20 protein-coding genes are annotated in these 19,972 nt (G+C 40.4%); 12 read left to right on the forward strand and 8 right to left on the reverse strand.

The features are described 5' to 3' along the window. Nucleotides 1–21: 21 nt before the first annotated feature. Both HMPREF2732_RS03240 and HMPREF2732_RS03245 read left to right on the forward strand, forming a co-directional pair. Nucleotides 22–705: a 2,3-diphosphoglycerate-dependent phosphoglycerate mutase gene (locus HMPREF2732_RS03240; RefSeq protein WP_049365165.1), complete on the forward strand. Its 684-nt coding sequence runs from the start codon at nucleotides 22–24 to the stop codon at nucleotides 703–705. 63 nt (nucleotides 706–768) lie between these two features. Beyond that, complete coding sequence (locus tag HMPREF2732_RS03245) at nucleotides 769–1,578, forward strand: hypothetical protein (protein ID WP_049366641.1); 810 nt, start codon at nucleotides 769–771, stop codon at nucleotides 1,576–1,578. A gap of 2 nt (nucleotides 1,579–1,580) precedes the next feature. Here the strand turns inward: HMPREF2732_RS03245 and HMPREF2732_RS03250 are convergent, their stop codons facing one another. The 4 genes from HMPREF2732_RS03250 to ilvC form a co-directional block, all read right to left on the reverse strand. Then, nucleotides 1,581–2,267 carry an rRNA large subunit pseudouridine synthase E gene (locus tag HMPREF2732_RS03250; RefSeq protein WP_049384670.1) on the reverse strand — a complete coding sequence of 229 codons (687 nt, stop codon included), beginning with the start codon at nucleotides 2,265–2,267 and terminating at the stop codon, nucleotides 1,581–1,583. Nucleotides 2,268–2,322: 55 nt separating this feature from the next. After that, nucleotides 2,323–3,510: an autotransporter outer membrane beta-barrel domain-containing protein gene (locus tag HMPREF2732_RS09955; protein ID WP_261673761.1), complete on the reverse strand. Its 1,188-nt coding sequence runs from the start codon at nucleotides 3,508–3,510 to the stop codon at nucleotides 2,323–2,325. Continuing rightward, a complete protein-coding gene (locus HMPREF2732_RS09960) occupies nucleotides 3,497–4,846 on the reverse strand; it encodes a pertactin-like passenger domain-containing protein (protein WP_070591107.1) in 1,350 nt (449 codons plus the stop codon). Before HMPREF2732_RS09960 ends, HMPREF2732_RS09955 begins: the two co-directional genes overlap by 14 nt. Nucleotides 4,847–4,918: 72 nt before the next feature. Continuing rightward, entirely contained in the window at nucleotides 4,919–6,400 is a 1,482-nt protein-coding gene (gene ilvC, locus HMPREF2732_RS03265) for a ketol-acid reductoisomerase (RefSeq protein ID WP_049366638.1), read from the reverse strand. Nucleotides 6,401–6,562: 162 nt separating this feature from the next. On the opposite strand from ilvC, the gene ilvY reads away from it, so the two are divergent. From ilvY to glpE, 3 genes are read left to right on the forward strand one after another with little or no spacing between them, the layout of a single operon-like run. After that, a complete protein-coding gene (ilvY, locus tag HMPREF2732_RS03270) occupies nucleotides 6,563–7,441 on the forward strand; it encodes an HTH-type transcriptional activator IlvY (RefSeq protein WP_070591110.1) in 879 nt (292 codons plus the stop codon). Between the two features lie 32 nt (nucleotides 7,442–7,473). After that, complete coding sequence (rarD, locus tag HMPREF2732_RS03275) at nucleotides 7,474–8,361, forward strand: EamA family transporter RarD (protein WP_070591112.1); 888 nt, start codon at nucleotides 7,474–7,476, stop codon at nucleotides 8,359–8,361. Next, on the forward strand, nucleotides 8,351–8,668 hold the full coding sequence (gene glpE / locus HMPREF2732_RS03280) for a thiosulfate sulfurtransferase GlpE (RefSeq protein ID WP_049365172.1): 318 nt from the start codon (nucleotides 8,351–8,353) through the stop codon (nucleotides 8,666–8,668). The genes rarD and glpE overlap by 11 nt, the downstream gene beginning before the upstream one ends. Nucleotides 8,669–8,723: 55 nt before the next feature. Here the strand turns inward: glpE and HMPREF2732_RS03285 are convergent, their stop codons facing one another. Next, a complete protein-coding gene (locus tag HMPREF2732_RS03285) occupies nucleotides 8,724–9,761 on the reverse strand; it encodes an LLM class flavin-dependent oxidoreductase (RefSeq protein WP_070591117.1) in 1,038 nt (345 codons plus the stop codon). 138 nt (nucleotides 9,762–9,899) lie between these two features. On the opposite strand from HMPREF2732_RS03285, the gene HMPREF2732_RS03290 reads away from it, so the two are divergent. The 6 genes from HMPREF2732_RS03290 to lptD are packed head-to-tail and all read left to right on the forward strand — an operon-like array spanning nucleotide 9,900 to nucleotide 16,675. Next, nucleotides 9,900–11,816 carry an ABC transporter ATP-binding protein gene (locus tag HMPREF2732_RS03290; RefSeq protein WP_070591120.1) on the forward strand — a complete coding sequence of 639 codons (1,917 nt, stop codon included), beginning with the start codon at nucleotides 9,900–9,902 and terminating at the stop codon, nucleotides 11,814–11,816. A 9-nt stretch (nucleotides 11,817–11,825) separates the two neighbouring features. Beyond that, nucleotides 11,826–12,368 carry a DNA topoisomerase family protein gene (locus HMPREF2732_RS03295; protein WP_070591124.1) on the forward strand — a complete coding sequence of 181 codons (543 nt, stop codon included), beginning with the start codon at nucleotides 11,826–11,828 and terminating at the stop codon, nucleotides 12,366–12,368. Further along, on the forward strand, nucleotides 12,365–12,916 hold the full coding sequence (locus HMPREF2732_RS03300) for an L-threonylcarbamoyladenylate synthase type 1 TsaC (protein ID WP_070591127.1): 552 nt from the start codon (nucleotides 12,365–12,367) through the stop codon (nucleotides 12,914–12,916). The genes HMPREF2732_RS03295 and HMPREF2732_RS03300 overlap by 4 nt, the downstream gene beginning before the upstream one ends. A 3-nt stretch (nucleotides 12,917–12,919) precedes the next feature. Beyond that, nucleotides 12,920–13,738, forward strand: a complete 819-nt coding sequence (gene aroE / locus HMPREF2732_RS03305; protein WP_070591130.1) for a shikimate dehydrogenase — start codon at nucleotides 12,920–12,922, stop codon at nucleotides 13,736–13,738. Further along, nucleotides 13,735–14,286, forward strand: a complete 552-nt coding sequence (locus HMPREF2732_RS03310) for a DNA-3-methyladenine glycosylase I (RefSeq protein WP_070591132.1) — start codon at nucleotides 13,735–13,737, stop codon at nucleotides 14,284–14,286. Before aroE ends, HMPREF2732_RS03310 begins: the two co-directional genes overlap by 4 nt. Before the next feature lie 46 nt (nucleotides 14,287–14,332). Beyond that, complete coding sequence (gene lptD, locus HMPREF2732_RS03315) at nucleotides 14,333–16,675, forward strand: LPS assembly protein LptD (protein WP_070591134.1); 2,343 nt, start codon at nucleotides 14,333–14,335, stop codon at nucleotides 16,673–16,675. A gap of 84 nt (nucleotides 16,676–16,759) precedes the next feature. Here the strand turns inward: lptD and xerC are convergent, their stop codons facing one another. Both xerC and HMPREF2732_RS03325 read right to left on the reverse strand, forming a co-directional pair. Further along, nucleotides 16,760–17,647 carry a tyrosine recombinase XerC gene (xerC, locus tag HMPREF2732_RS03320; RefSeq protein WP_070591138.1) on the reverse strand — a complete coding sequence of 296 codons (888 nt, stop codon included), beginning with the start codon at nucleotides 17,645–17,647 and terminating at the stop codon, nucleotides 16,760–16,762. Further along, nucleotides 17,647–18,081 (reverse strand): GNAT family N-acetyltransferase, encoded by a 435-nt coding sequence (locus tag HMPREF2732_RS03325; protein WP_070591140.1) that lies wholly within the window; start codon nucleotides 18,079–18,081, stop codon nucleotides 17,647–17,649. Before HMPREF2732_RS03325 ends, xerC begins: the two co-directional genes overlap by 1 nt. Before the next feature lie 200 nt (nucleotides 18,082–18,281). On the opposite strand from HMPREF2732_RS03325, the gene tpiA reads away from it, so the two are divergent. Further along, a complete protein-coding gene (gene tpiA / locus HMPREF2732_RS03330) occupies nucleotides 18,282–19,073 on the forward strand; it encodes a triose-phosphate isomerase (RefSeq protein ID WP_005694828.1) in 792 nt (263 codons plus the stop codon). Between the two features lie 63 nt (nucleotides 19,074–19,136). Here tpiA and HMPREF2732_RS03335 read toward each other — a convergent pair whose 3' ends face one another. Continuing rightward, complete coding sequence (locus HMPREF2732_RS03335; protein ID WP_070591143.1) at nucleotides 19,137–19,895, reverse strand: glycosyltransferase family 2 protein; 759 nt, start codon at nucleotides 19,893–19,895, stop codon at nucleotides 19,137–19,139. Nucleotides 19,896–19,972 lie beyond the last annotated feature (77 nt).

A 19,972-nucleotide genomic window follows, 5' to 3' on the forward strand; every position in this document is an offset into this window, starting at 1 on the left:
ATTAATACTTAGGAGATCCTTATGGAATTAGTATTCATTCGTCACGGTTTCAGTGAGTGGAACGCAAAAAATTTATTCACCGGTTGGCGTGATGTGAATTTAACCGAGCGCGGTGTTGAAGAAGCAAAAGCAGCGGGTAAAAAATTGTTGGAGAAAGGCTATGAATTTGATATCGCCTTTACCTCTGTTTTAACTCGTGCAATCAAAACCTGTAACATCGTGTTAGAAGAATCTCACCAATTATGGATTCCTCAAGTGAAAAACTGGCGTTTAAATGAGCGTCACTACGGTGCATTACAAGGCTTAGATAAAAAAGAAACAGCAGAAAAATACGGTGACGAACAAGTTCATATCTGGCGCCGTTCTTATGATATTTCCCCTCCAGATTTAGATCCGAAAGATCCAAATTCTGCACATAATGACCGTCGTTATGCAAACATTCCGTCTGATGTTATACCAAATGCAGAAAACTTAAAATTAACCTTAGAACGCGCATTACCATTCTGGGAAGACCAAATTGCTCCAGCAATGCTTTCTGGTAAACGTGTTTTAGTGGTGGCACACGGTAACTCACTTCGTGCATTAGCAAAACACATCATTGGTATTTCTGATGCGGAAATCATGGATTTTGAAATCCCAACCGGTCAACCATTAGTGTTAAAACTTGACGATAAATTAAACTACGTAGAACACTACTATCTTTAATTTATAAATGATTTCAAAGTGCGGTTAATGTTGACCGCACTTTTTGTTTAAGGAGAATAACAGATGAAAAAATTACTCGCGGTGATTTTTGCTTTGTTACCTGTTTTGGCCTTTGCTGCATCGCCAAATCATACGGCAAAATCAACTCAAACCAAGTCAGTGAAAACGGCAGTTAAAAAAGTGGAAGCCAAGAAAGCAACCACACCTAAAGCTGTAGCCAAAACAGTCAAAAAGAAAGCCGATGCCAAAAAAGCAGAAGTGAAAAAGCCAGCTAAAATTGTCGAAGCGAAAAAAGCGGTAACAAAAAAAGAAAAAATAAAAAATAAAACGACAAATAAAGCCGCTAAAGCAGAGCCGACAAAAACGAAAGGCAAACAGCCAGTAGAAAAAACTAAGCAAGCGGCAGTAAAAGATAAAAAGACTGTAGAGAAAAGCAAACAAAGTGCAGTTAAAGAATCCGCTAAACCTGAAAAGGTGATGGCTAAAAAAACTCCAGTGGTTAAAACTGAAGTGAAGAAAGCGGAACCAAAAGCCGTTGAAAAAGTAACTGAAAATAGAGTGGAAACTGTTGCTCAGAAAACAGCGAATACTGTGACAAAATCCGTCGTTGTGCCAAGATGTAATGATTCAAAAGTTTTTGCGGTATTATCTGATGCCTTCAAAAAACAAGGCGCTGCTACTAACACCCAAATGACAGTAAAACAAATCACGCAAGCCCGTGAAACGCAATCTTATCCACAACAAGGCATTCGCAGCTGTAATGCGATAGTGGAAACTAACAGCGTTAAATATGTCACCGATTACAGCATTATCTTGAATGATAAAGGTTTCTTCGTGCAAGTTGAAAACGCACAACCCGCTCAACGTTTCTAATCTTAATGTGCGTTGTTCAAATGAAGTTGTTTGAATAACGCACGCATTTCTTCTTCATTCAAACAGCGATATTCACCATTACCCAATCCATCAAGTGTTAAATGGCTCATTTGATAACGGATGAGACGCAATGTCGGAAAGCCGATATGTGCCGTCATTCTACGTACTTGTCGATTACGCCCTTCACTAATTTTAATTTCTAACCAGCTCGTTGGAATACTTTGACGTTCACGAATAGGTGGCTTGCGAGGCCAAAGAAAATCTGGTTCTGAAATCAACCGCACTTTTGCTGGCTTCGTCATCCCATCTTTCAATTCAACGCCTTGACGAAACTTGTCTAAGTCAGCCTCTTCAGGAATGCCTTCCACTTGCACAAAATACGTTTTTTCTGTTTTAAACTTAGGATCAGCCAAACGATGTTGCACTTCACCATTATTCGTTAAAATCAGTAACCCTTCGCTATCACGATCCAATCGTCCTGCCGCATACACATTAGGAATGGTAATAAAATCTTTTAATGTAGCTCGGCCATTTTCATCGGTGAATTGTGTCAGCACATCAAAAGGTTTGTTAAATAAAACAACGATTGTTTGTTCTAATGTAAGTGGCTTCGCTTTAGGCTTAAATGAACGAGTGGATTTTGCCGTTCGTTTGGTTGTAAATGAGTGAGAAGGGAAAGGTTTTGACATATTATTTATTGAGTAAAAAAGAAAAAAAGGGCGGATTTTAACCCGCCCTCTTATATTACCACTGATAGCGATAAACTGCTTGAATTGCATAAGGTTTATCGAAGTTTTTACCGTCAGCACGGCTTACTTCTAAACCAAAACGATGATTTGCAAATCCAGCATTTAAGCCGACCGCACTTTCAAAACGTCCGCGGCTGCTTGCAACATCAAGTGCGCTGTTTGTGTAATGAATTTTGCTGCTACGGTTTTTGCTAGTAATCGCATTGACTTCTGCATAAGGTTGTAAATTCCAACCATTACTTAATGCAAAGCCTTTGGCTACACGTAAACCAATTCGAGAATACACAGAAGATAAGCTATCTTCATTCTCTTGTGATGAAATATGTGTCCACGCTAATTGTGCTTGCGGGGTAATTGTCCAATCGTTCACAAGGCTAAAGCGTTTGCCTAATTCACTCGAAATAGTATAAGCGTTGTAATGGCGTTTTTCAGTGTAATTTGAGTTAGCGTGTAAACGGCTGTATTTCACGATGTTATCTACATAAATACCGTTATCTGCAAGGTAAGCTGCATATAAGCCCACGCTGTTGCCTCTTACTTTGCCATCACCGTAATAACCATTGAAATCAACGTTAGCTTGGCTACGACCAACAAATCCACCAACACGGAGGTTATCTGTTACAGCAGCATCAGCGCCCACTTGTAAGCTATGTACGTTTTGTTTAAAGCCAGAAGTTTCACTCTCACCTGTCGAAAGTGCGGCTAATTTTTGGCGAGAATTCACATTACGAACCCATACATTACCTTTTTCACCGTTTTTCACTTCACCTAGACGTTGATGAATGCCATTTAAATCATCTTCCACTAAAAGCAATTGTGCTTGGCGAAGAGAAACTTGTGCATTCGCTAAGTCTGAAAGTAATGGTGTGCTTGGTAGAACTGCAGGTGGTACTACTGGATTACTTGGGGTTACTACTGGAGTGCTAGGCGTTACCGCAGGTTTGCTTGGGGTCACTACTGGTTTGCTTGGTGTAACTGGTGCAACAGGTGGAGTTGGAGTAACTACATTTTTAGAGTTAGCTAATACCCAATTATTTCCCTCTTTGGTTAGAAAATATTGGTAAGCCCCTAAATCTACACGATTATTCGGGTTAGTTAAGCTAAACGCCGCATTACCACCATTGGTTTCTACAAGTGTCACTTTGCCGTTAGCAACGTTTGCACCTTGGTTAGTTACCCCCAATTTTATGATTACCTTCGGCAGTACCTTTAACAACGATTTTATCGCTTTTGTTTTCAGCGATATTGGTGTTGAGGTTGAAGATACCTGAGCCAGTGAGATTACCCGTGATAGTTAATGTTGCATAAGGAGCGTTTGTATTAGTTAAAGAAACCGCTGAGTTATTTAAATGCAAGTCTGTTACTTCTGAATTATCCACTAAATCCCATGTAGTATTGTTAGTTAGATTTAATGTAACAGGCGTTTTATTTGTACCGTCATATTGCTTTACTGCACCATTTAACTGTGAGTTATCTGCATTTAACACAAATCTAGGTGAGCTAGTTTTCTCTCCTTCAGATAAGTCCGTATCAGCTAGATCGGGCATGTTTAATCCAACCAATACTTTTGCATCGGGGATTTTAGTATTTTTTAGATTAACTGTTGTTGAGCTGTAATTATTTGTTGTATCTCGAGAATCTTGTTTATTAGTAAAAATAACAACATCTCCAGTGTTATTTTCAATGTTGGAATTTGTAATGTTGGTCATACCACCATCAAGTACAAAACCTAAACCTTTACTTTGACCTTTCGCTTCAATTGTGAGCAAGCTGTCCTCAATATTTAATGTAGTATTCTCAGATATGTATGCAATAGTAGTTGATTTATCGCTACCTGCTGGCTGTAGCGTGATATTTAAATTTTTGATATTTAATGCTGAGTTTTCTGCATCTACAGCAGTGCTGTTACCTTCCCCTAGGAAAATAGAGGAGTTAGTAATATTTGCTGTAGATTTATCAAATAGTTGGTACCCGATGCTCTCTTCAGCTAAACTAACAATACTCACTGAATCAATATCAATGGTGCTATTACTTTGAAGTTCAAATGCTGAATTTCCTGAAACTGACTCGCCCTCTTCATTAACTGTTGAAAGCCCCTTAAATAAATTGATATTACCGGTGTGGAATTTGAGATTTGCATCTCTCAATTCAAAAACAGAACTTTCAGGAAAAGCCTTCGATAATGTGAAAGTGCTATTAGGTTTGATTTCTAATGAACTAGGCCCCTTAGAAAATTGAGGATAAAGGAAAATTAGTGATTCTGTTGGATAATCCTTATTATTTAAACCATTTTTCATTCGAAAAGATACAGTTGCAAGATTCTTTTTATTTGTTAAATCATATCCATAATCTGAATTAAAATTCATATTTTTTACTTCAGAGTCAGTTCTTTCCGGATTCTTATATACGGTACCTTCATATAGTTTATAATCAATGGCCCATGCCGAATTAACTAATCCTAACGCCATAGCCACCAAACTCACTTTAAAAGTGCGGTTAAAAATTTTATTGTTTTTCATATGAATTCCTTTGGATTATAAAAAAGCCAACTTATTGAATAAAAGCTGGCTTAAATTTTAACGATTTAATGATTAACCTGCAACAGCGATACGTTTCATATCTGTCATATAACCACGTAACTCTTGACCAATTAATTCAACTGGGTGGTTACGGATTGCATCGTTTACATCGCGTAAAGTGATGTTGTCGATAGCAACTGCTGGTGTTGGTTCACCTAAGTCACCTTTTTGTAAGGTTGGGATGATTTCTTTAGCAAGAATAGGGGTCGCTACGTTAGAGAATAAGTAGTTACCATATTCTGCCGTATCAGAAATAACTACGTTCATTTCGTATAAACGTTTACGCGCAATGGTGTTAGCGATTAACGGTAATTCGTGAAGTGATTCATAGTAAGCTGATTCTTCATAGATACCGCTTGCAACCATTGCATCAAAGGCTAATTCAACACCTGCTTTCACCATTGCTACCATTAACACGCCGTTATCAAAGTATTCTTGTTCAGAAATTTTGATGCCGTCTGCTTTTGGTGCATTTTCAAAGGCAGTTTTGCCAGTTGCTTCACGCCATGCTAATAAGTCTTTATCACCGTTCGCCCAGTCAGCCATCATGGTTGCGGAGAAGTGACCACTGATGATGTCATCCATGTGTTTGTAATATAAGAAACCAAGGCTTTCTTTGATTTGTTCCGCAAGCTCAAATGCACGTAATTTTGCGCTATTTGATAAGCGATCCATCATTAATGTGATACCGCCTTGTTTTAATGCTTCAGTAATAGTTTCCCAACCGTATTGGATAAGTTTGCCTGCGTATGCTGGATCTTTACCGTCTGCAACTAATTTGTCGTAACATACGATCGAACCCGCTTGTAACATACCGCAAAGAATGGTTTGTTCACCCATTAAGTCAGATTTTACTTCTGCAACGAATGAAGATTCTAATACGCCCGCACGATCACCACCGGTTGCTGCCGCCCATGCTTTCGCAATTGCCATGCCTTCACCACGTGGGTCATTTGCTGGGTGAACCGCGATTAATGTAGGTACACCGAAACCACGTTTGTATTCTTCACGCACTTCAGTACCTGGACATTTTGGTGCACTCATCACCACAGTGATGTCTTCACGGATTTGCTCACCTACTTCAACGATATTGAAACCATGTGAGTAACCGAATGCTGAATCTTTTTTCATTAATGGCATTACATCAGCTACGACTTTAGAGTGTTGTTTATCTGGTGTTAAGTTGATCACTAAGTCTGCAGTCGGGATTAACTCTTGGTAAGTGCCAACTTTAAAGCCGTTTTCTGTTGCACGTTGGAATGATGCACGTTTTTCTGCAATCGCTTCAGGGCGTAATGCATAAGAAATGTCTAAGCCAGAGTCACGCATATTTAAACCTTGGTTTAAACCTTGCGCACCACAACCTACGATAACGATTTTTTTGCCTTTTAAGTAGTTGCAACCGTCAGCAAATTCGCTGCGATCCATAAAACGACAACGACCTAATTGATCTAATTTTTCACGTAAATTTAATGTGTTGAAATAGTTAGCCATTTTTCATCCTTTCTATGATGTTGATTAATGTGTATGAGGTTGTGTTTGAATATAGTTTTTTGTTGTGAAGTGGATTATAAGGTTTTTAGTTGTTGCGTAAAGTGATATTATTTGAACTTAGTGTTGCAATTTTTGCAATGTCATTTGCTTTTAACGATACATATGAACTTTCAAGACCTCCAAATATTTCTTCATCTTGCTGATACACAAAATTTTGCTAAAACCGCTACGCAAAATTATATGTCACCCTCTACGCTCTCACGCCAAATTCAACGCATGGAAGAAGAATTAGAACAACCTTTATTTATTCGTGATAATCGCCAAGTGCGTTTAACCGAACAAGGCGAGAAATTTCTGCAATTTGCGAAAGCAGAATGGCAAAACTGGCAAGAGTTTAAGCGTCAGCTGCGAGATAATTCAGCGGAATTAAGCGGAGAGTTGCGCTTATTTTGTTCGGTAACAGCTTCATATAGCCACTTGCCACAGGTGTTAGCCAAATTTCGTTCTCGTTATCCGAAAGTTGAAATTCAACTGACGACTGGTGACCCAGCTTCTGCGGTGCAATTTATTCAATCAGAACAAGTGGATCTTGCCTTGGCGGGGAAACCCAATAATCTACCGACAGGATTGGAATTTTATAAGATTGATGATATTTCCCTTTCATTAATTGCCCCAAGAGTGGCTTGTTTAGCCACACAATTATTACAGGAAGACCCTATCAACTGGCAACAGATGCCTTTTATTTTGCCGTTAGATGGAATGGCACGGCAGCGTATTGAGCAATGGCTACGTAGCAAACACATTAAACATCCCCAAATTTATGCCACAGTGGCGGGGCATGAAGGTATTGTGCCAATGGTGGCACTTGGTTTTGGATTAGCGATGTTGCCTGATGTGGTGATTGATAATAACCCTATGTCAAAAGACGTGTCTCGTTTAAATTTAGACAATCCAGTCGAGGCATTTGATTTAGGCGTTTGTGTGCAAAAAAGAAATTTAGCGAATCCCCTAATTCGTGCATTTTGGGAGATGTTAGACTAAAATAATAAGCAGAATTAACCTAAGGATTTATTATGTTAAGAGGCATACTTATTTCACTTTTAGCCTCGCTTTTATTTGGCTATATGTATTATTTTTCCACGCTACTGAAACCGCTCAGTGGCACGGATATTTTCGGCTATCGAATGTTGTTTACATTTCCTTTCGTTGCCCTTGCTCTCATTATGTTTAAACAAAAACAAGCTTTGGTTGAGCATCTAAAACGCATTAAAAATCGACCGCTCTTTGCTCTTTCTTATATTATTTGTGGCGCATTAATGGGGTATCAAATGTGGCTCTTTTTATGGGCACCCAATAATGGTAGCTCCTTAAGTGTTTCTTTTGGCTATTTATTGTTACCAATTGTGATGGTGGCCGCTGGACGGCTTATTTTTAAAGAACGAATTTCAACATTGAAATTCATTGCCGTATTAATTGCGGCAGTAGGGGTGATTTCTAACATCATTTTAAAAGGCGGATTATCTTGGGAAGCCATCGTAATATGCGTGGGTTATACGACTTATTTTTCTGTACGAAAAGCATTGAATAATACTGATCTTGCTGCGTTTTGTTTGGAAATGTTGAGTTTATTACCGATTAGCTTCTATTTTGCATTTCAGACTGACTTTGCTACCGTGCAGGAATCGAATCCTAACATTTGGGGATTGTTGGTATTGCTCGGGCTTATTAGTGGTGCGGCATTAATCGCTTATGTTATTGCTAGCAATATGCTGCCGATGAATTTGCTTGGCCTTTTAGGTTATGTTGAAACCATTTTGATGGTGATTATTTCATTTTTAATTGGAGAGGAAATGGATACGGACAGCTATCCGTTATTCATTTGTTTAGTATTGGCGATGAGCCTGATTATTTTTGATGGCGTGTATAAACAACGCGCAAAGGGAAAAAATCATGTCGTTTAAAGAAATTAGCCCAGAGCAAGCGTGGGAAATGGTGCAAAATGGTGCCATGCTTGCAGACATTCGGGATCCACAACGTTTCACCTATTCTCATGCGAAAGGGGCTTTTCATTTAACCAACCAAAGCTTTTTACAATTTGAAGAACAGGTGGACTTTGACTCCCCGATTATCGTGAGTTGTTATCATGGCGTGAGCAGCCGAAATGTGGCAACTTTCCTCGTTGAGCAAGGCTATGAAAATGTCTTTAGCGTCATTGGCGGATTTGATGGTTGGGTAAAAGCTGGTTTACCGATAGAAACGGCTTATTGATATTTCTGGGATTTAAAGTGCGGTGAAATTTACCGCACTTTTTATTTTTGTCTCGCTATTGCTTATCCACAATCGCTTTCAACATCGTGTAAGATTGGGCTTGCTTTTGCTCATCAAAAATATAGCTCACCGCCATAATTTCATCAAAATGTACCCGTTCACGTAATTGCTTGAGTTGAAAATCCACGCTTTCAGGACTACCGATAAGCGAACAAGCAGTCATTTGTTCCACTACTGCACGCTCTTGGTTGTAAATCGGGATTTCCTCGAAATCGACTGGGCCAAAGTGTGGTTTCTTTTGGGCGTGCATTTGAGTTTTCCAAACATCTTCTTCTGAAGCCATAGGCGGTTGTAAATTTTGTTGTGCGTTAGTCACTATATTTAAGAAAAATAGTGTTTGTGTTGTCGCCAGTTGTTTCGCTTCTTTATCGGTTTCAGCAACAATCGCGTTCACACCTAAGATGACATAAGGTTCAGCAAGATAGGTAGAAGGTTTGAAGTTTTTGCGGTAAATCTCCACCGCCATTTCCATCATGCGTGGCGCAAAGTGTGAAGCAAAGGCATAAGGCAAGCCAAGCTCTGCCGCAAGATAGGCACTTTCAGTGCTGGAACCCAAAATATAAAACGGTATATACAAGCCTGCGGAAGGATAAGCTGAAACAGGATTGCTATCTTTAAAGTAACCTCGAAGTTCCGCAATTTCCGCAGGGAAATCTAGGCTGTTTCGTCCACGACGAAGTGCCGCAGCCGTTTGCATATCCGTTCCTGGTGCACGCCCTAAACCGAGTTCAACACGGTTTGGATAAAGCGTCTCCAATGTGCCATATTGCTCAGCCACCACATAAGGCGAATGATTCGGTAACATCACGCCACCTGACCCCACGCGCAAAGTTTTCGTATTAGCTAGCGTATGTTGAATTAAAAGTGCGGTCGCTGAACTCACCAAATTTTTCATATTATGATGCTCAGCAATCCAATAGCGTTCAATGCCAATGTTTTCAGCATGTTTTGCAAGACTTACCATAGACTCAACGGCTTGCAAATAAGTTTGTCCTTCACGAACGGGGGCGAGATTAAGAATAGAGAGCTTCATTTTATTTCCTCATGATTGATTTGTTGAGTGTCATTATACATGTTTTTCAGGCAGAAATATCGATAAAATTGGAATAGACTGTTCCGAGAAAAGGAAAAATATTGCAAAATAGGCACAAATTCAGATGTATTCGAAGAAATGATTGTATTTAATAATATTTCCCTAAAGCGCGGGCAAACCGAATTGCTCGAGAATGCCACGGCAACCATCAATCCGAAACAAAAAGTCGGCTTGGTGGGGAAGAATGGTTGCGGTAAGTCGTCTCTTTTTGCCCTATTAAAAAAAGAATTAACGCCAGAGGGTGGCGAGGTCACTTATCCATCCAACTGGCGGGTATCTTGGGGGAATCAAGAAACGCCAGCATTGGATATTCCCGCCATTGATTATGTGATTCAAGGGGATCGCGAATATTGCCGTTTGCAGCAGGAACTTAACGAAGCCAATGAACGTAATGATGGCCATGCGATTGCGCGCATTCACGGGCAATTAGAAACCTTGGATGCTTGGACGATCCAATCTCGCGCGGCTTCCTTATTACATGGTTTGGGCTTTAGCCAAGAAGAAATCGCTCAACCGGTGAAATCCTTCTCTGGTGGTTGGCGTATGCGTTTAAATTTGGCGCAAGCATTACTTTGTCCATCGGATTTATTATTACTGGATGAGCCAACCAACCATTTGGATTTGGATGCAGTTATTTGGTTAGAACGTTGGTTAGTGCAATATCAAGGCACCTTGGTATTAATTTCCCACGACCGAGATTTTCTCGATCCGATTGTGACGAAAATTCTCCATATCGAAAATCAGAAGCTCAACGAATACACGGGTGATTATTCTTCCTTTGAAGTGCAACGGGCAACCAAACTGGCACAACAAACCGCGATGTATCGTCAGCAACAACAAAAAATTTCTCATTTACAGAAGTATATCGACCGCTTTAAAGCCAAAGCGACCAAAGCCAAACAAGCACAAAGCCGCATGAAAGCCTTAGAGCGCATGGAGCTAATTGCACCGGCTTATGTGGATAATCCTTTTACCTTTGAATTTCGTCCACCACAATCCTTGCCAAACCCCTTGGTGATGATTGAACAGGCGAGTGCAGGTTATGGTAACGGTGAAAGTACGGTAGAAATTTTAAGTAAAATTAAGCTGAATTTAGTACCGGGTTCACGCATTGGTTTGCTCGGGAAAAATGGTGCAGGAAAATCAACCTTAATCAAATTGTTAGCCGGTGAGCTCACCGCTCTTTCCGGTACGGTGCAATTAGCTAAAGGCGTGCAACTCGGTTATTTTGCTCAGCATCAGCTCGATACGCTACGTGCAGATGAATCTGCTCTCTGGCATATGCAAAAACTCGCACCGGAGCAAACGGAGCAACAGGTTCGGGATTATCTCGGGAGTTTTGCGTTCCATGGCGACAAAGTTAATCAAGCGGTGAAAGCCTTTTCTGGTGGAGAAAAAGCTCGTTTGGTGCTTGCACTGATTGTTTGGCAACGTCCAAACTTATTACTACTCGATGAACCAACTAACCATTTAGATTTGGATATGCGTCAGGCATTAACCGAAGCGCTGGTGGATTACGAGGGCTCTTTGGTGGTGGTTTCCCATGATCGTCACTTACTACGTAATACCGTGGAAGAATTCTATTTGGTACACGATAAAAAAGTGGAAGAATTCAAAGGCGACTTAGAGGATTATCAAAAATGGCTTAACGAACAAAACAGTGCACCAGAAAATAAATCCTCGGAGAAAAATGACGACAATGAAAATTCCATGCAAAATCGCAAGGAACAAAAACGTCGCGAGGCTGAATTGCGCCAACAAACTGCACCTCTTCGCAAACAAATCTCTCAATTGGAGGAAAAAATGAATAAGCATGCCTCCAAACTTGCGGAGATTGAAAACCAATTGGCAGATTCCGAACTATACAGCGCAGAAAATAAAGAAAAATTAACCGCACTTTTAGCGCAGCAAGTAGAGGTGAAAAAAGCCTTGGAAGAAGTCGAAATGGATTGGTTGGCGGCCCAGGAAGAATTGGAAGTAATGCTACAAGCATAGGGACAGCGTATGAGTCAAAGTCTTTTCCAACACACAAAACACGAAGAATATTGCCCACAATGCGGCGCACCTTTGCAAATGAAACAGGGTAAAAAGGGACTGTTTTTAGGTTGTACAGAATATCCCGCCTGTGATTATTTGCGTCCACTAAATAGGGTGGAACATAAGGTGTTGAAAGAGCTTGATGAAACCTGCCCACAATGTGGCAACCCACTCCAACTCAAACAAGGCGCTTTTGGGATGTTTATTGGTTGCAGTCATTATCCCGATTGTGATTTTGTGGTGCATGAACAACAGGATGATGAACAATCCATTGACTGTCCGGAATGCCATAAAGGACATTTGGTTGCCCGTCGCGGACGACAAGGGAAAATCTTTTATGGTTGCGATAACTTTCCCCATTGCAAATTTTCCTTACCGGCAAAACCCTATGCCATGCCTTGTCCACAATGCCATTTTCCACTTGCGCTATTAAAAAGTGAAAATGCCGAACAGCAAGTCTGGCAATGCGCGAATAAAGGCTGTCGCCATATTTTTGAGAACGAAAAATGAATATACAACAAATTGCCGCCCGTTTAATGCAAGACGAAGTCGTTGCCTATCCTACAGAGGCAGTATTCGGTTTGGGCTGTAATCCGCTAAGTGAAAGTGCGGTCAGAAAATTGCTTGATTTAAAACAGCGTCCGATTGAAAAAGGCCTTATTTTAGTCGCGCCGAGCTTGCATTTTTTGCAGCCTTTTGTTGATTTTTCCTGTTTGTCTAACGAACAGCTTGCACGCTTACAGGCGCAATATGAGCATCCGATCACCTGGGTGGTGCCGGCTAAGACAGAGGTTCCACATTTCCTGACGGGACAATTTAATAGCATTGCGGTGCGTTTATGTACTCATCCTGCCGTCAAAGCCTTATGCGAAGAAACAGGCTTTGCCCTCACCTCGACCAGCGCGAACTTAACAGGTAAATCACCTTGCCGCAGCGCAGATGCCGTGCGTTCTCAATTTGGGGCAGATTTCCCCGTACTCGATGATGCAGTCGGGCAAGCACAAAATCCATCGGAAATTCGCGATTTGCTCACAAACCAACTTTTCAGACAAGGATAAAACATGCAGCACTATGCCGTTTGGGGCAATCCGATTGCCCAAAGTAAATCCCCGTTGATTCATCGCTTATTTGCCACACAAACTCAGCAAACGATGGAATATGTTGCCAAATTAGGTGATCTTGAGGATTTTGAGCAGCAATTACAGGCTTTTTTTGCTGCAGGAGCGCAAGGTTGCAATATCACTGCACCATTTAAAGAACGCGCCTATGCGCTCGCTGAGGAACATAGCGAACGGGCAAAACTAGCAGAAGCCTGTAACACACTAAAAAAATTGGCTAATGGCAAACTTTATGCGGATAACACTGACGGCATCGGTTTGGTGACAGATTTGCAACGCTTAGGTTGGATTCAGCCACAACAACGCATTTTAATTTTAGGTGCTGGCGGAGCAACCAAAGGGGTATTACTGCCTTTATTGGAAGCACAGCAGCAGATTGTCTTGGCTAATCGCACCCTAGAAAAAGCGCAACAACTAGCAGACAAATTCAAGCCTTTCGGCACAATTGAAGCTGTCGCAATGGATGCGATTCCCGAGCAAGCCTATGATTTGGTGATCAATGCAACTTCGGCTGGATTAAGTGGGCATACTGCTGCCGTAGACGGCTCAATCTTATCATTGGCCCGAGCCTGTTATGACATGCAATATGCCAAAGGCAGCGACACGCCTTTTATTGCCTACTGTAAATCCTTAGGTCTGAATAATGTCAGCGATGGTTTTGGTATGTTGGTGGCGCAAGCCGCCCATTCATTTTATTTATGGCGTGGGGTGATGCCTGATTTTGTTGCTATCTATGAACAACTTAAAAAGGATATGGCATGAGTACAAGATGCCCTTGGGTGGGCGAACTTCCGATTTATATCGACTATCACGATAAGGAATGGGGCAATCCACAATTTGATAGCCAAAAGCTGTTTGAAAAAATTTGTTTAGAAGGGCAACAAGCGGGGCTTTCATGGATTACCGTATTGAAAAAACGAGAAGCCTATCGGGCTGCGTTCCATCAATTTGATCCTGCCAAAATCGCGCAAATGACCGAGCCGGATATTGATCGTTGCATGGAGAATACCGGGCTTATTCGCCATCGAGCAAAACTGGAAGGCATTGTAAAAAATGCCAAAGCCTATCTAGCCATGGAAAAGTGCGGTGAAAATTTCAGTGATTTTGTGTGGTCGTTTGTGAATCATCAACCGATTATCAATGATGTCCCCGATATTTCTGTGGTGCCCGCTAGAACTGAAATCTCAAAAGCACTGTCAAAAGCATTGAAAAAACGTGGTTTTGTCTTTGTTGGGGAAACCACATGTTATGCCTTTATGCAATCTATGGGGTTAGTTAACGACCATATAAATGGCTGTTGTTGTAAGTGATATTCCAGTATAATCCCCCTAATTTCATCTGAATAAGAACTGAATTATGAATAAAAAATATACCTTAATTTCAATCTCAATTCTGACCGCACTTTATAGTCAACAAAGTTTGGCCGATCTGCATGCTCAATGTTTGCTTGGCGTGCCTCACTTTACTGGGGAAGTTGTGAAAGGTGATGTCAATAACTTACCAGTTTATATTGAAGCAGATAAAGCAGAGATTAATCAGCCAACTCAGGCAATTTATCAAGGCAATGTGGATTTGAAACAAGGAAACCGCCATTTGGTAGGGAATTCAGTTGAAGTCAAGCAAACAGGTGAAGGTAAACAAGTTCAACGTTGGGCTTATTTACGTGGTGGATTTGATTATAAAGACAACCAAATCAATCTATTAGGTAATGATGCGAGTTTTAATTTAGATAGCAAAAACGGTAACGTAACCGATGCAGACTACCAACTTGTAGGACGTCAAGGCCGCGGTAAAGCACAAGAAATTGAGTTAGGTGATGATTACCGCTTAATGAAAAACGCGACATTTACCTCTTGTTTACCCGATGATAATGCTTGGGCGGTAGATGCCTCTGAGATTCGTCAGCACATCAAAGAAGAATATGCCGAATTTTGGCATGCGCGTTTTAAAGTATTAGGTGTGCCGGTATTCTATACCCCTTATCTGCAATTACCGATTGGTGATCGTCGTCGTTCAGGTTTATTAATGCCAACAGTCGGCCATTCTAGCCGCGATGGTTATTGGTATAAACAACCGATTTATTGGAATATTGCGCCAAATTATGATGCGACGATTGTACCAAAATATATGTCACGCCGTGGCTGGCAATTAAATAGTGAGTTCCGTTATTTAACACCCGTTGGCGAAGGTAAACTTGCAGGCGAATATTTGGGGCGTGATCGCTACGATGAATACATCAGTGATAACCGTAAACGTCATTTATTCTATTGGAATCACAGTTCTTCTTTTCTTGAAAACTGGCGTTTAAATGTTGATTACACCAAAGTCAGTGATAAACAATATTTCACTGATTTTGATTCTGATTATGGAGACAGTACTGATGGTTATGCGAATCAATATGCACGTATTGCGTACTATCAACCAAACTATAATTTAGCTATTTCCGCACGTCAGTTCCAAATCTTTGACGAAGTGGATATAGGTCCTTACCGAGCCATGCCACAAATCGATTTCAATTATTATAGAAATGATTTAGCAAATGGTTGGTTAGATTTTAAATTATTCTCACAAGCCGCACGTTTTGATAATGACAGCGCATTAATGCCAACGGCTTGGCGTTTCCATACTGAGCCGAGTTTGACGACAGTAATGTCAAATAAATACGGAAACTTGAACATTGAAACCAAACTTTATGCAACGCATTACAATCAGAAGAAAGGCTCTTCTTCTGCTGCAGAAGAGGTACAAAAATCCGTAAATCGTGTATTGCCACAATTAAAAGTAGACTTACAAACAGTTTTAGCCACCAACAAAACTTTATTTGATGGCTATACACAAACACTGGAACCACACGCACAATACTTATATCGACCATATAAGGATCAAAGCAATATTGGCTCCAAGTTAGTTAATGACTATCTTGGCTTTGGTTATGACTCCGCTTTAGTTCAGCAAGATTATTATTCATTATTCCGCGATCGTCGTTATAGTGGTTTAGACCGTATTTCATCTGCAAACCAGGTGACAGTGGGGGGAACAAGTCGTTTTTATGATAAAAACGCCGATGAACGTTTTAATTTCTCTGCAGGGCAAATTTATTATTTAACTGCATCAAGAATTGATGATAACCCAAGCAATCGTACGCAAAAATCCTCTTCTTCTTGGGCATTGGAATCTAACTGGAAAATTAGTAATAAATGGAATTGGCGCGGTAGCTACCAATATGATACGTTGCTAGATAAAGCATCATTGGCAAATAGCAGTTTGGAATTTAACCCGATGAAGAACAATCTGATTCAGTTAAATTATCGCTACGCAAGTAAAGAGTATATCAACCAAAACTTAGGTGCGTCTGCTAACCGTTACCAACAAGATATTAAACAGGTTGGTGTCGTAGCAGCATGGGAAGTCTCAGATAATTGGGCAGTTGTCGGAAAATACTATCAAGATATTGCATTGAAAAAACCAGTTGAGCAATATGTGGGGGTACAATATAACTCGTGCTGTTGGTCTGTTGGCGTAGGGGCGAGACGTTATGTAACGAGCCGTCAGAATCAACGTAACGATCAGGTGGTTTATGATAACAGTGTTGGCGTTACCTTTGAATTACGAGGCTTAGGTGAAAATGACCATCAAAGCGGTATTGAAGACATGCTGAAGAAAGGTAAACTTCCTTATATTCAAGCGTTTAGTTTATAGTTAAATGAATAAAGGCTACCGAAAGGTAGCCTTTTTGTTTAGAAGTGCGGTTAAAAAAGATGACGGTTTTTGACCGCACTTTATTTATTTTTTTCGTTTTGCTCGAGGATGGGCTTGATCATACACTTCTGCAAGATGTTGGAAATTCAAATGCGTATAAATTTGCGTAGTGGACAAATTGCTGTGTCCTAAAAGTTCTTGAATTGCACGCAAATCTGAACTCGCTTCCAGCATGTGAGTGGCAAACGAGTGACGTAATTTGTGTGGGTTGAGATGACTATTTAATCCTTGGCGAATGCCCCAGGTTTCCATTCGCTTTTGAATAGAGCGATGAGTGAGGCGATTTCCCTGTTGGCTCACAAAAAGGGCGTCATCTTTAGGATTAAATAAAGGGCGTACTTTCAACCATTGTTGAATTGCGTGAGAAGCATAACGCCCAAAGGGCACAATACGTTCTTTATTTCCTTTACCAATCACTCTCACTTCACGTACACGGGTGTTAATACTATTAAGGTTTAAGCCTTGCAATTCAGATAAGCGAAGCCCTGAGCTATACATCAATTCCATCATGGCGCGATCACGCAAATCAATGGGATCTTTACTGTCATTTGAAAGCAATTTTTGGACTTGTTCAGCATCAATATTTTTTGGTAAATGTTTACCTTGTTTCGGCGCTGAAATACCCGTTGCCGGATTCACTTTCAGTTGACCTTGCTGCACAAGATAGCTGAAGAACTGACGAAGAGCAGACAAACGTAATGCTAAGCTCTTTTCTTTTAAACCTTGCTTACGGCTTTCCGCCAAAATAAGACGAACCACACTAGGATTCACTTGCTGCCAATGTTGAATACCTTTTTCAGCCAAAATCGCTAAAATCGCATCCAGTTGATGTTGATAATTAGTGAGAGTATGTGGGCTTACCTGGCGTTCAATTCGCAAGTAATCCCAATATTGATTAAGGAGTGTATGCATTAGAGAGTTAATTCAAACAAACTTTTTTTCGTGTTTAGTTTAAATCCTTCGCGTTCTAAAATACTCTGTTGGCCTTGGCTTAATTCTGCCACTAAACGATTAGATTGTGTATAACGGACAAACTCTTTCGCTTTAGAAATAAGGGCAGCATAAATCTCGGCTTGATGTTTATCTTCTTTTACAAAAATATCGGTTAATTGCCAATAGCGTTGTAGTTTTAAAGAGGATAAGCGAGGATAAAGTTGAACAAAACCAATCGCCTGTGAGTTTTCGTTTACAGCAACAAAAAACATGCTTTCATTAAAACGTATACGATTCGTTAAAAAGGTTAAAGTGCGGTCAGGATTTTCACTCATTCCGTTGGCAAGTCGATAGGCTTCAAAGAGTGGAGCAAGCACTTCTATATTCCATTGTTCGGCTTTGAAAATTTTCATTGTTACCAGACCTATTTTCCGTTTATTTATAAAATTATTTATTTTTTTATCGGTTCCGTACAGTAGATTGTAGCTTTTTAGCACAAAATAATCATCATTTACCCAAAAAAATTTTCAAAATGTGATTTTGCACAAAGAAATCTGCCCAAAGTTTGGTATAGTAAACACACTTTTTATTTATTCAATATGGAGAAACAAAAATGGCACGTCGTCCTTTAGTGATGGGTAACTGGAAATTAAACGGTTCCAAAGCGTTCACCAAAGAATTAATCGAAGGATTAAAAGCAGAATTACATGATGTAACAGGTTGTGATGTGGCAATTGCCCCACCTGTTATGTATTTAGGTACGGCTGAAGCGGCACTTTCTGGTTGCGGTTGCAGCTGTGGTGGTAAAAGTGTGATTCAGTTAGGTGCACAAAACGTAGATATCAATGTGAAAGGTGCATTTACTGGTGATATTTCTAGTGAAATGTTAAAAGATTTTGGTGCAAAATACATCATTATCGGTCACTCTGAGCGTCGTACTTACCACAAAGAAAGCGACGAATTTGTAGCGAAAAAATTTGGTGCATTAAAAGAAGCAGGTTTAGTACCAGTATTATGTATCGGTGAAACTGAAGCTGAAAACGAAGCAGGCAAAACTGAAGAAGTATGTGCGCGTCAAATTGATGCAGTCATCAATGCATTAGGTGTAGAAGCATTTAATGGTGCAGTGATTGCTTACGAACCAATTTGGGCAATCGGCACGGGCAAATCAGCGACTCCAGCACAAGCGCAAGCTGTTCACGCATTTATCCGTGGCCACATCGCAGCAAAATCACAAGCTGTAGCAGATCAAGTGATCATTCAATACGGTGGTTCAGTAAATGATGCTAACGCAGCAGAATTATTCACTCAACCAGATATCGATGGTGCGTTAGTGGGCGGTGCTTCACTTAAAGCGCCTGCGTTTGCAGTAATCGTGAAAGCAGCGGCAGCAGCGAAAAACTAATTTTCTTGTTCTAAAAGAGATAAAAAAAGTGCGGTTAATTTTAACCGCACTTTTTGTTTTTGATTAATGTTGATTGCGTTCCCACAAATCAGCATATTTCACAAAGGTGGAGTGGGCCGAAAGTACCGCAAGCAGAAAACCTTGTTTTCCATCTAAGAAACCCGCTTTTAAAATGTACATTTTGACAAAGCAGCCAATCGCATGACTAATACCTTGCCATAACGTCGCTTTTTTCCCTTTGGTTTGGCGTTGGTCTGCCCAAGCTTTGGCGTAGCCTGCAGATTTCACCAAATAGTGATGAATGCTTTTATAGGTGAAATGCTCTAGATCTCCAGTTAATTTCTGTACTTTCGTATTTTCAGGATAAACCACTTTTTCATGTACCAGTGAATCATTATATCCCGCATAATTTGTGCGATACAAACGCACCACATAATCCGGATACCAACCTGAATGACGAATCTCACGCCCAAACACTTCACTCACACGAGGAATATCATAAACCGTATTTGGCGTATCTTGTTGAACCGCTTGTTGAATGGATTCACGAAGTTTCGGAGTGACGCGTTCATCGGCATCTAACCACAAAACATAATCACTGGTGACATATTGTTGTGCACGTTGGCGTTGTTTGCCAAAACCTGGCCAATCAGGATGCGAATAAAATTTTGCACCATATTGTTCCGCGATTTCTTGGGTGTTATCAGTACTGCCCGAATCAACAATAATGATTTCATCTACCCAATCTTTTACCGTATCAAGACATTGAGCAAGATCTGCCGCTTCATTTTTGACAATCATGGCAACGCTAATTGTTGGCATATTTTGATCCTTTTTTTGCTATACTAGCCGAAGTTTTTGTAAGTATAACCGAATTTATTTTATGTGGCGTTTTTTTT

Origin of the sequence: Haemophilus sp. HMSC061E01 (assembly GCF_001810345.1) — a bacterium.
Classification (GTDB): Bacteria; Pseudomonadota; Gammaproteobacteria; order Enterobacterales; family Pasteurellaceae; genus Haemophilus_D.

Excerpts from the sequence above, each read along its gene's own strand:
- ilvY (WP_070591110.1), top strand. The coding sequence starts at position 6,563 with ATGAACTTTCAAGACCTCCAAATATTTCTTCATCTTGCTGATACACAA.
- HMPREF2732_RS03335 (WP_070591143.1), bottom strand. The coding sequence starts at position 19,895 with ATGCCAACAATTAGCGTTGCCATGATTGTCAAAAATGAAGCGGCAGAT.
- aroE (WP_070591130.1), top strand. The coding sequence starts at position 12,920 with ATGCAGCACTATGCCGTTTGGGGCAATCCGATTGCCCAAAGTAAATCC.
- xerC (WP_070591138.1), bottom strand. The coding sequence starts at position 17,647 with ATGCATACACTCCTTAATCAATATTGGGATTACTTGCGAATTGAACGC.
- HMPREF2732_RS03245 (WP_049366641.1), top strand. The coding sequence starts at position 769 with ATGAAAAAATTACTCGCGGTGATTTTTGCTTTGTTACCTGTTTTGGCC.
- ilvC (WP_049366638.1), bottom strand. The coding sequence starts at position 6,400 with ATGGCTAACTATTTCAACACATTAAATTTACGTGAAAAATTAGATCAA.
- glpE (WP_049365172.1), top strand. The coding sequence starts at position 8,351 with ATGTCGTTTAAAGAAATTAGCCCAGAGCAAGCGTGGGAAATGGTGCAA.
- lptD (WP_070591134.1), top strand. The coding sequence starts at position 14,333 with ATGAATAAAAAATATACCTTAATTTCAATCTCAATTCTGACCGCACTT.
- HMPREF2732_RS09960 (WP_070591107.1), bottom strand. The coding sequence starts at position 4,846 with ATGAAAAACAATAAAATTTTTAACCGCACTTTTAAAGTGAGTTTGGTG.
- tpiA (WP_005694828.1), top strand. The coding sequence starts at position 18,282 with ATGGCACGTCGTCCTTTAGTGATGGGTAACTGGAAATTAAACGGTTCC.
- HMPREF2732_RS03325 (WP_070591140.1), bottom strand. The coding sequence starts at position 18,081 with ATGAAAATTTTCAAAGCCGAACAATGGAATATAGAAGTGCTTGCTCCA.
- HMPREF2732_RS03250 (WP_049384670.1), bottom strand. The coding sequence starts at position 2,267 with ATGTCAAAACCTTTCCCTTCTCACTCATTTACAACCAAACGAACGGCA.
- HMPREF2732_RS03310 (WP_070591132.1), top strand. The coding sequence starts at position 13,735 with ATGAGTACAAGATGCCCTTGGGTGGGCGAACTTCCGATTTATATCGAC.
- rarD (WP_070591112.1), top strand. The coding sequence starts at position 7,474 with ATGTTAAGAGGCATACTTATTTCACTTTTAGCCTCGCTTTTATTTGGC.
- HMPREF2732_RS03300 (WP_070591127.1), top strand. The coding sequence starts at position 12,365 with ATGAATATACAACAAATTGCCGCCCGTTTAATGCAAGACGAAGTCGTT.
- HMPREF2732_RS03285 (WP_070591117.1), bottom strand. The coding sequence starts at position 9,761 with ATGAAGCTCTCTATTCTTAATCTCGCCCCCGTTCGTGAAGGACAAACT.
- HMPREF2732_RS03295 (WP_070591124.1), top strand. The coding sequence starts at position 11,826 with ATGAGTCAAAGTCTTTTCCAACACACAAAACACGAAGAATATTGCCCA.
- HMPREF2732_RS03290 (WP_070591120.1), top strand. The coding sequence starts at position 9,900 with ATGATTGTATTTAATAATATTTCCCTAAAGCGCGGGCAAACCGAATTG.
- HMPREF2732_RS03240 (WP_049365165.1), top strand. The coding sequence starts at position 22 with ATGGAATTAGTATTCATTCGTCACGGTTTCAGTGAGTGGAACGCAAAA.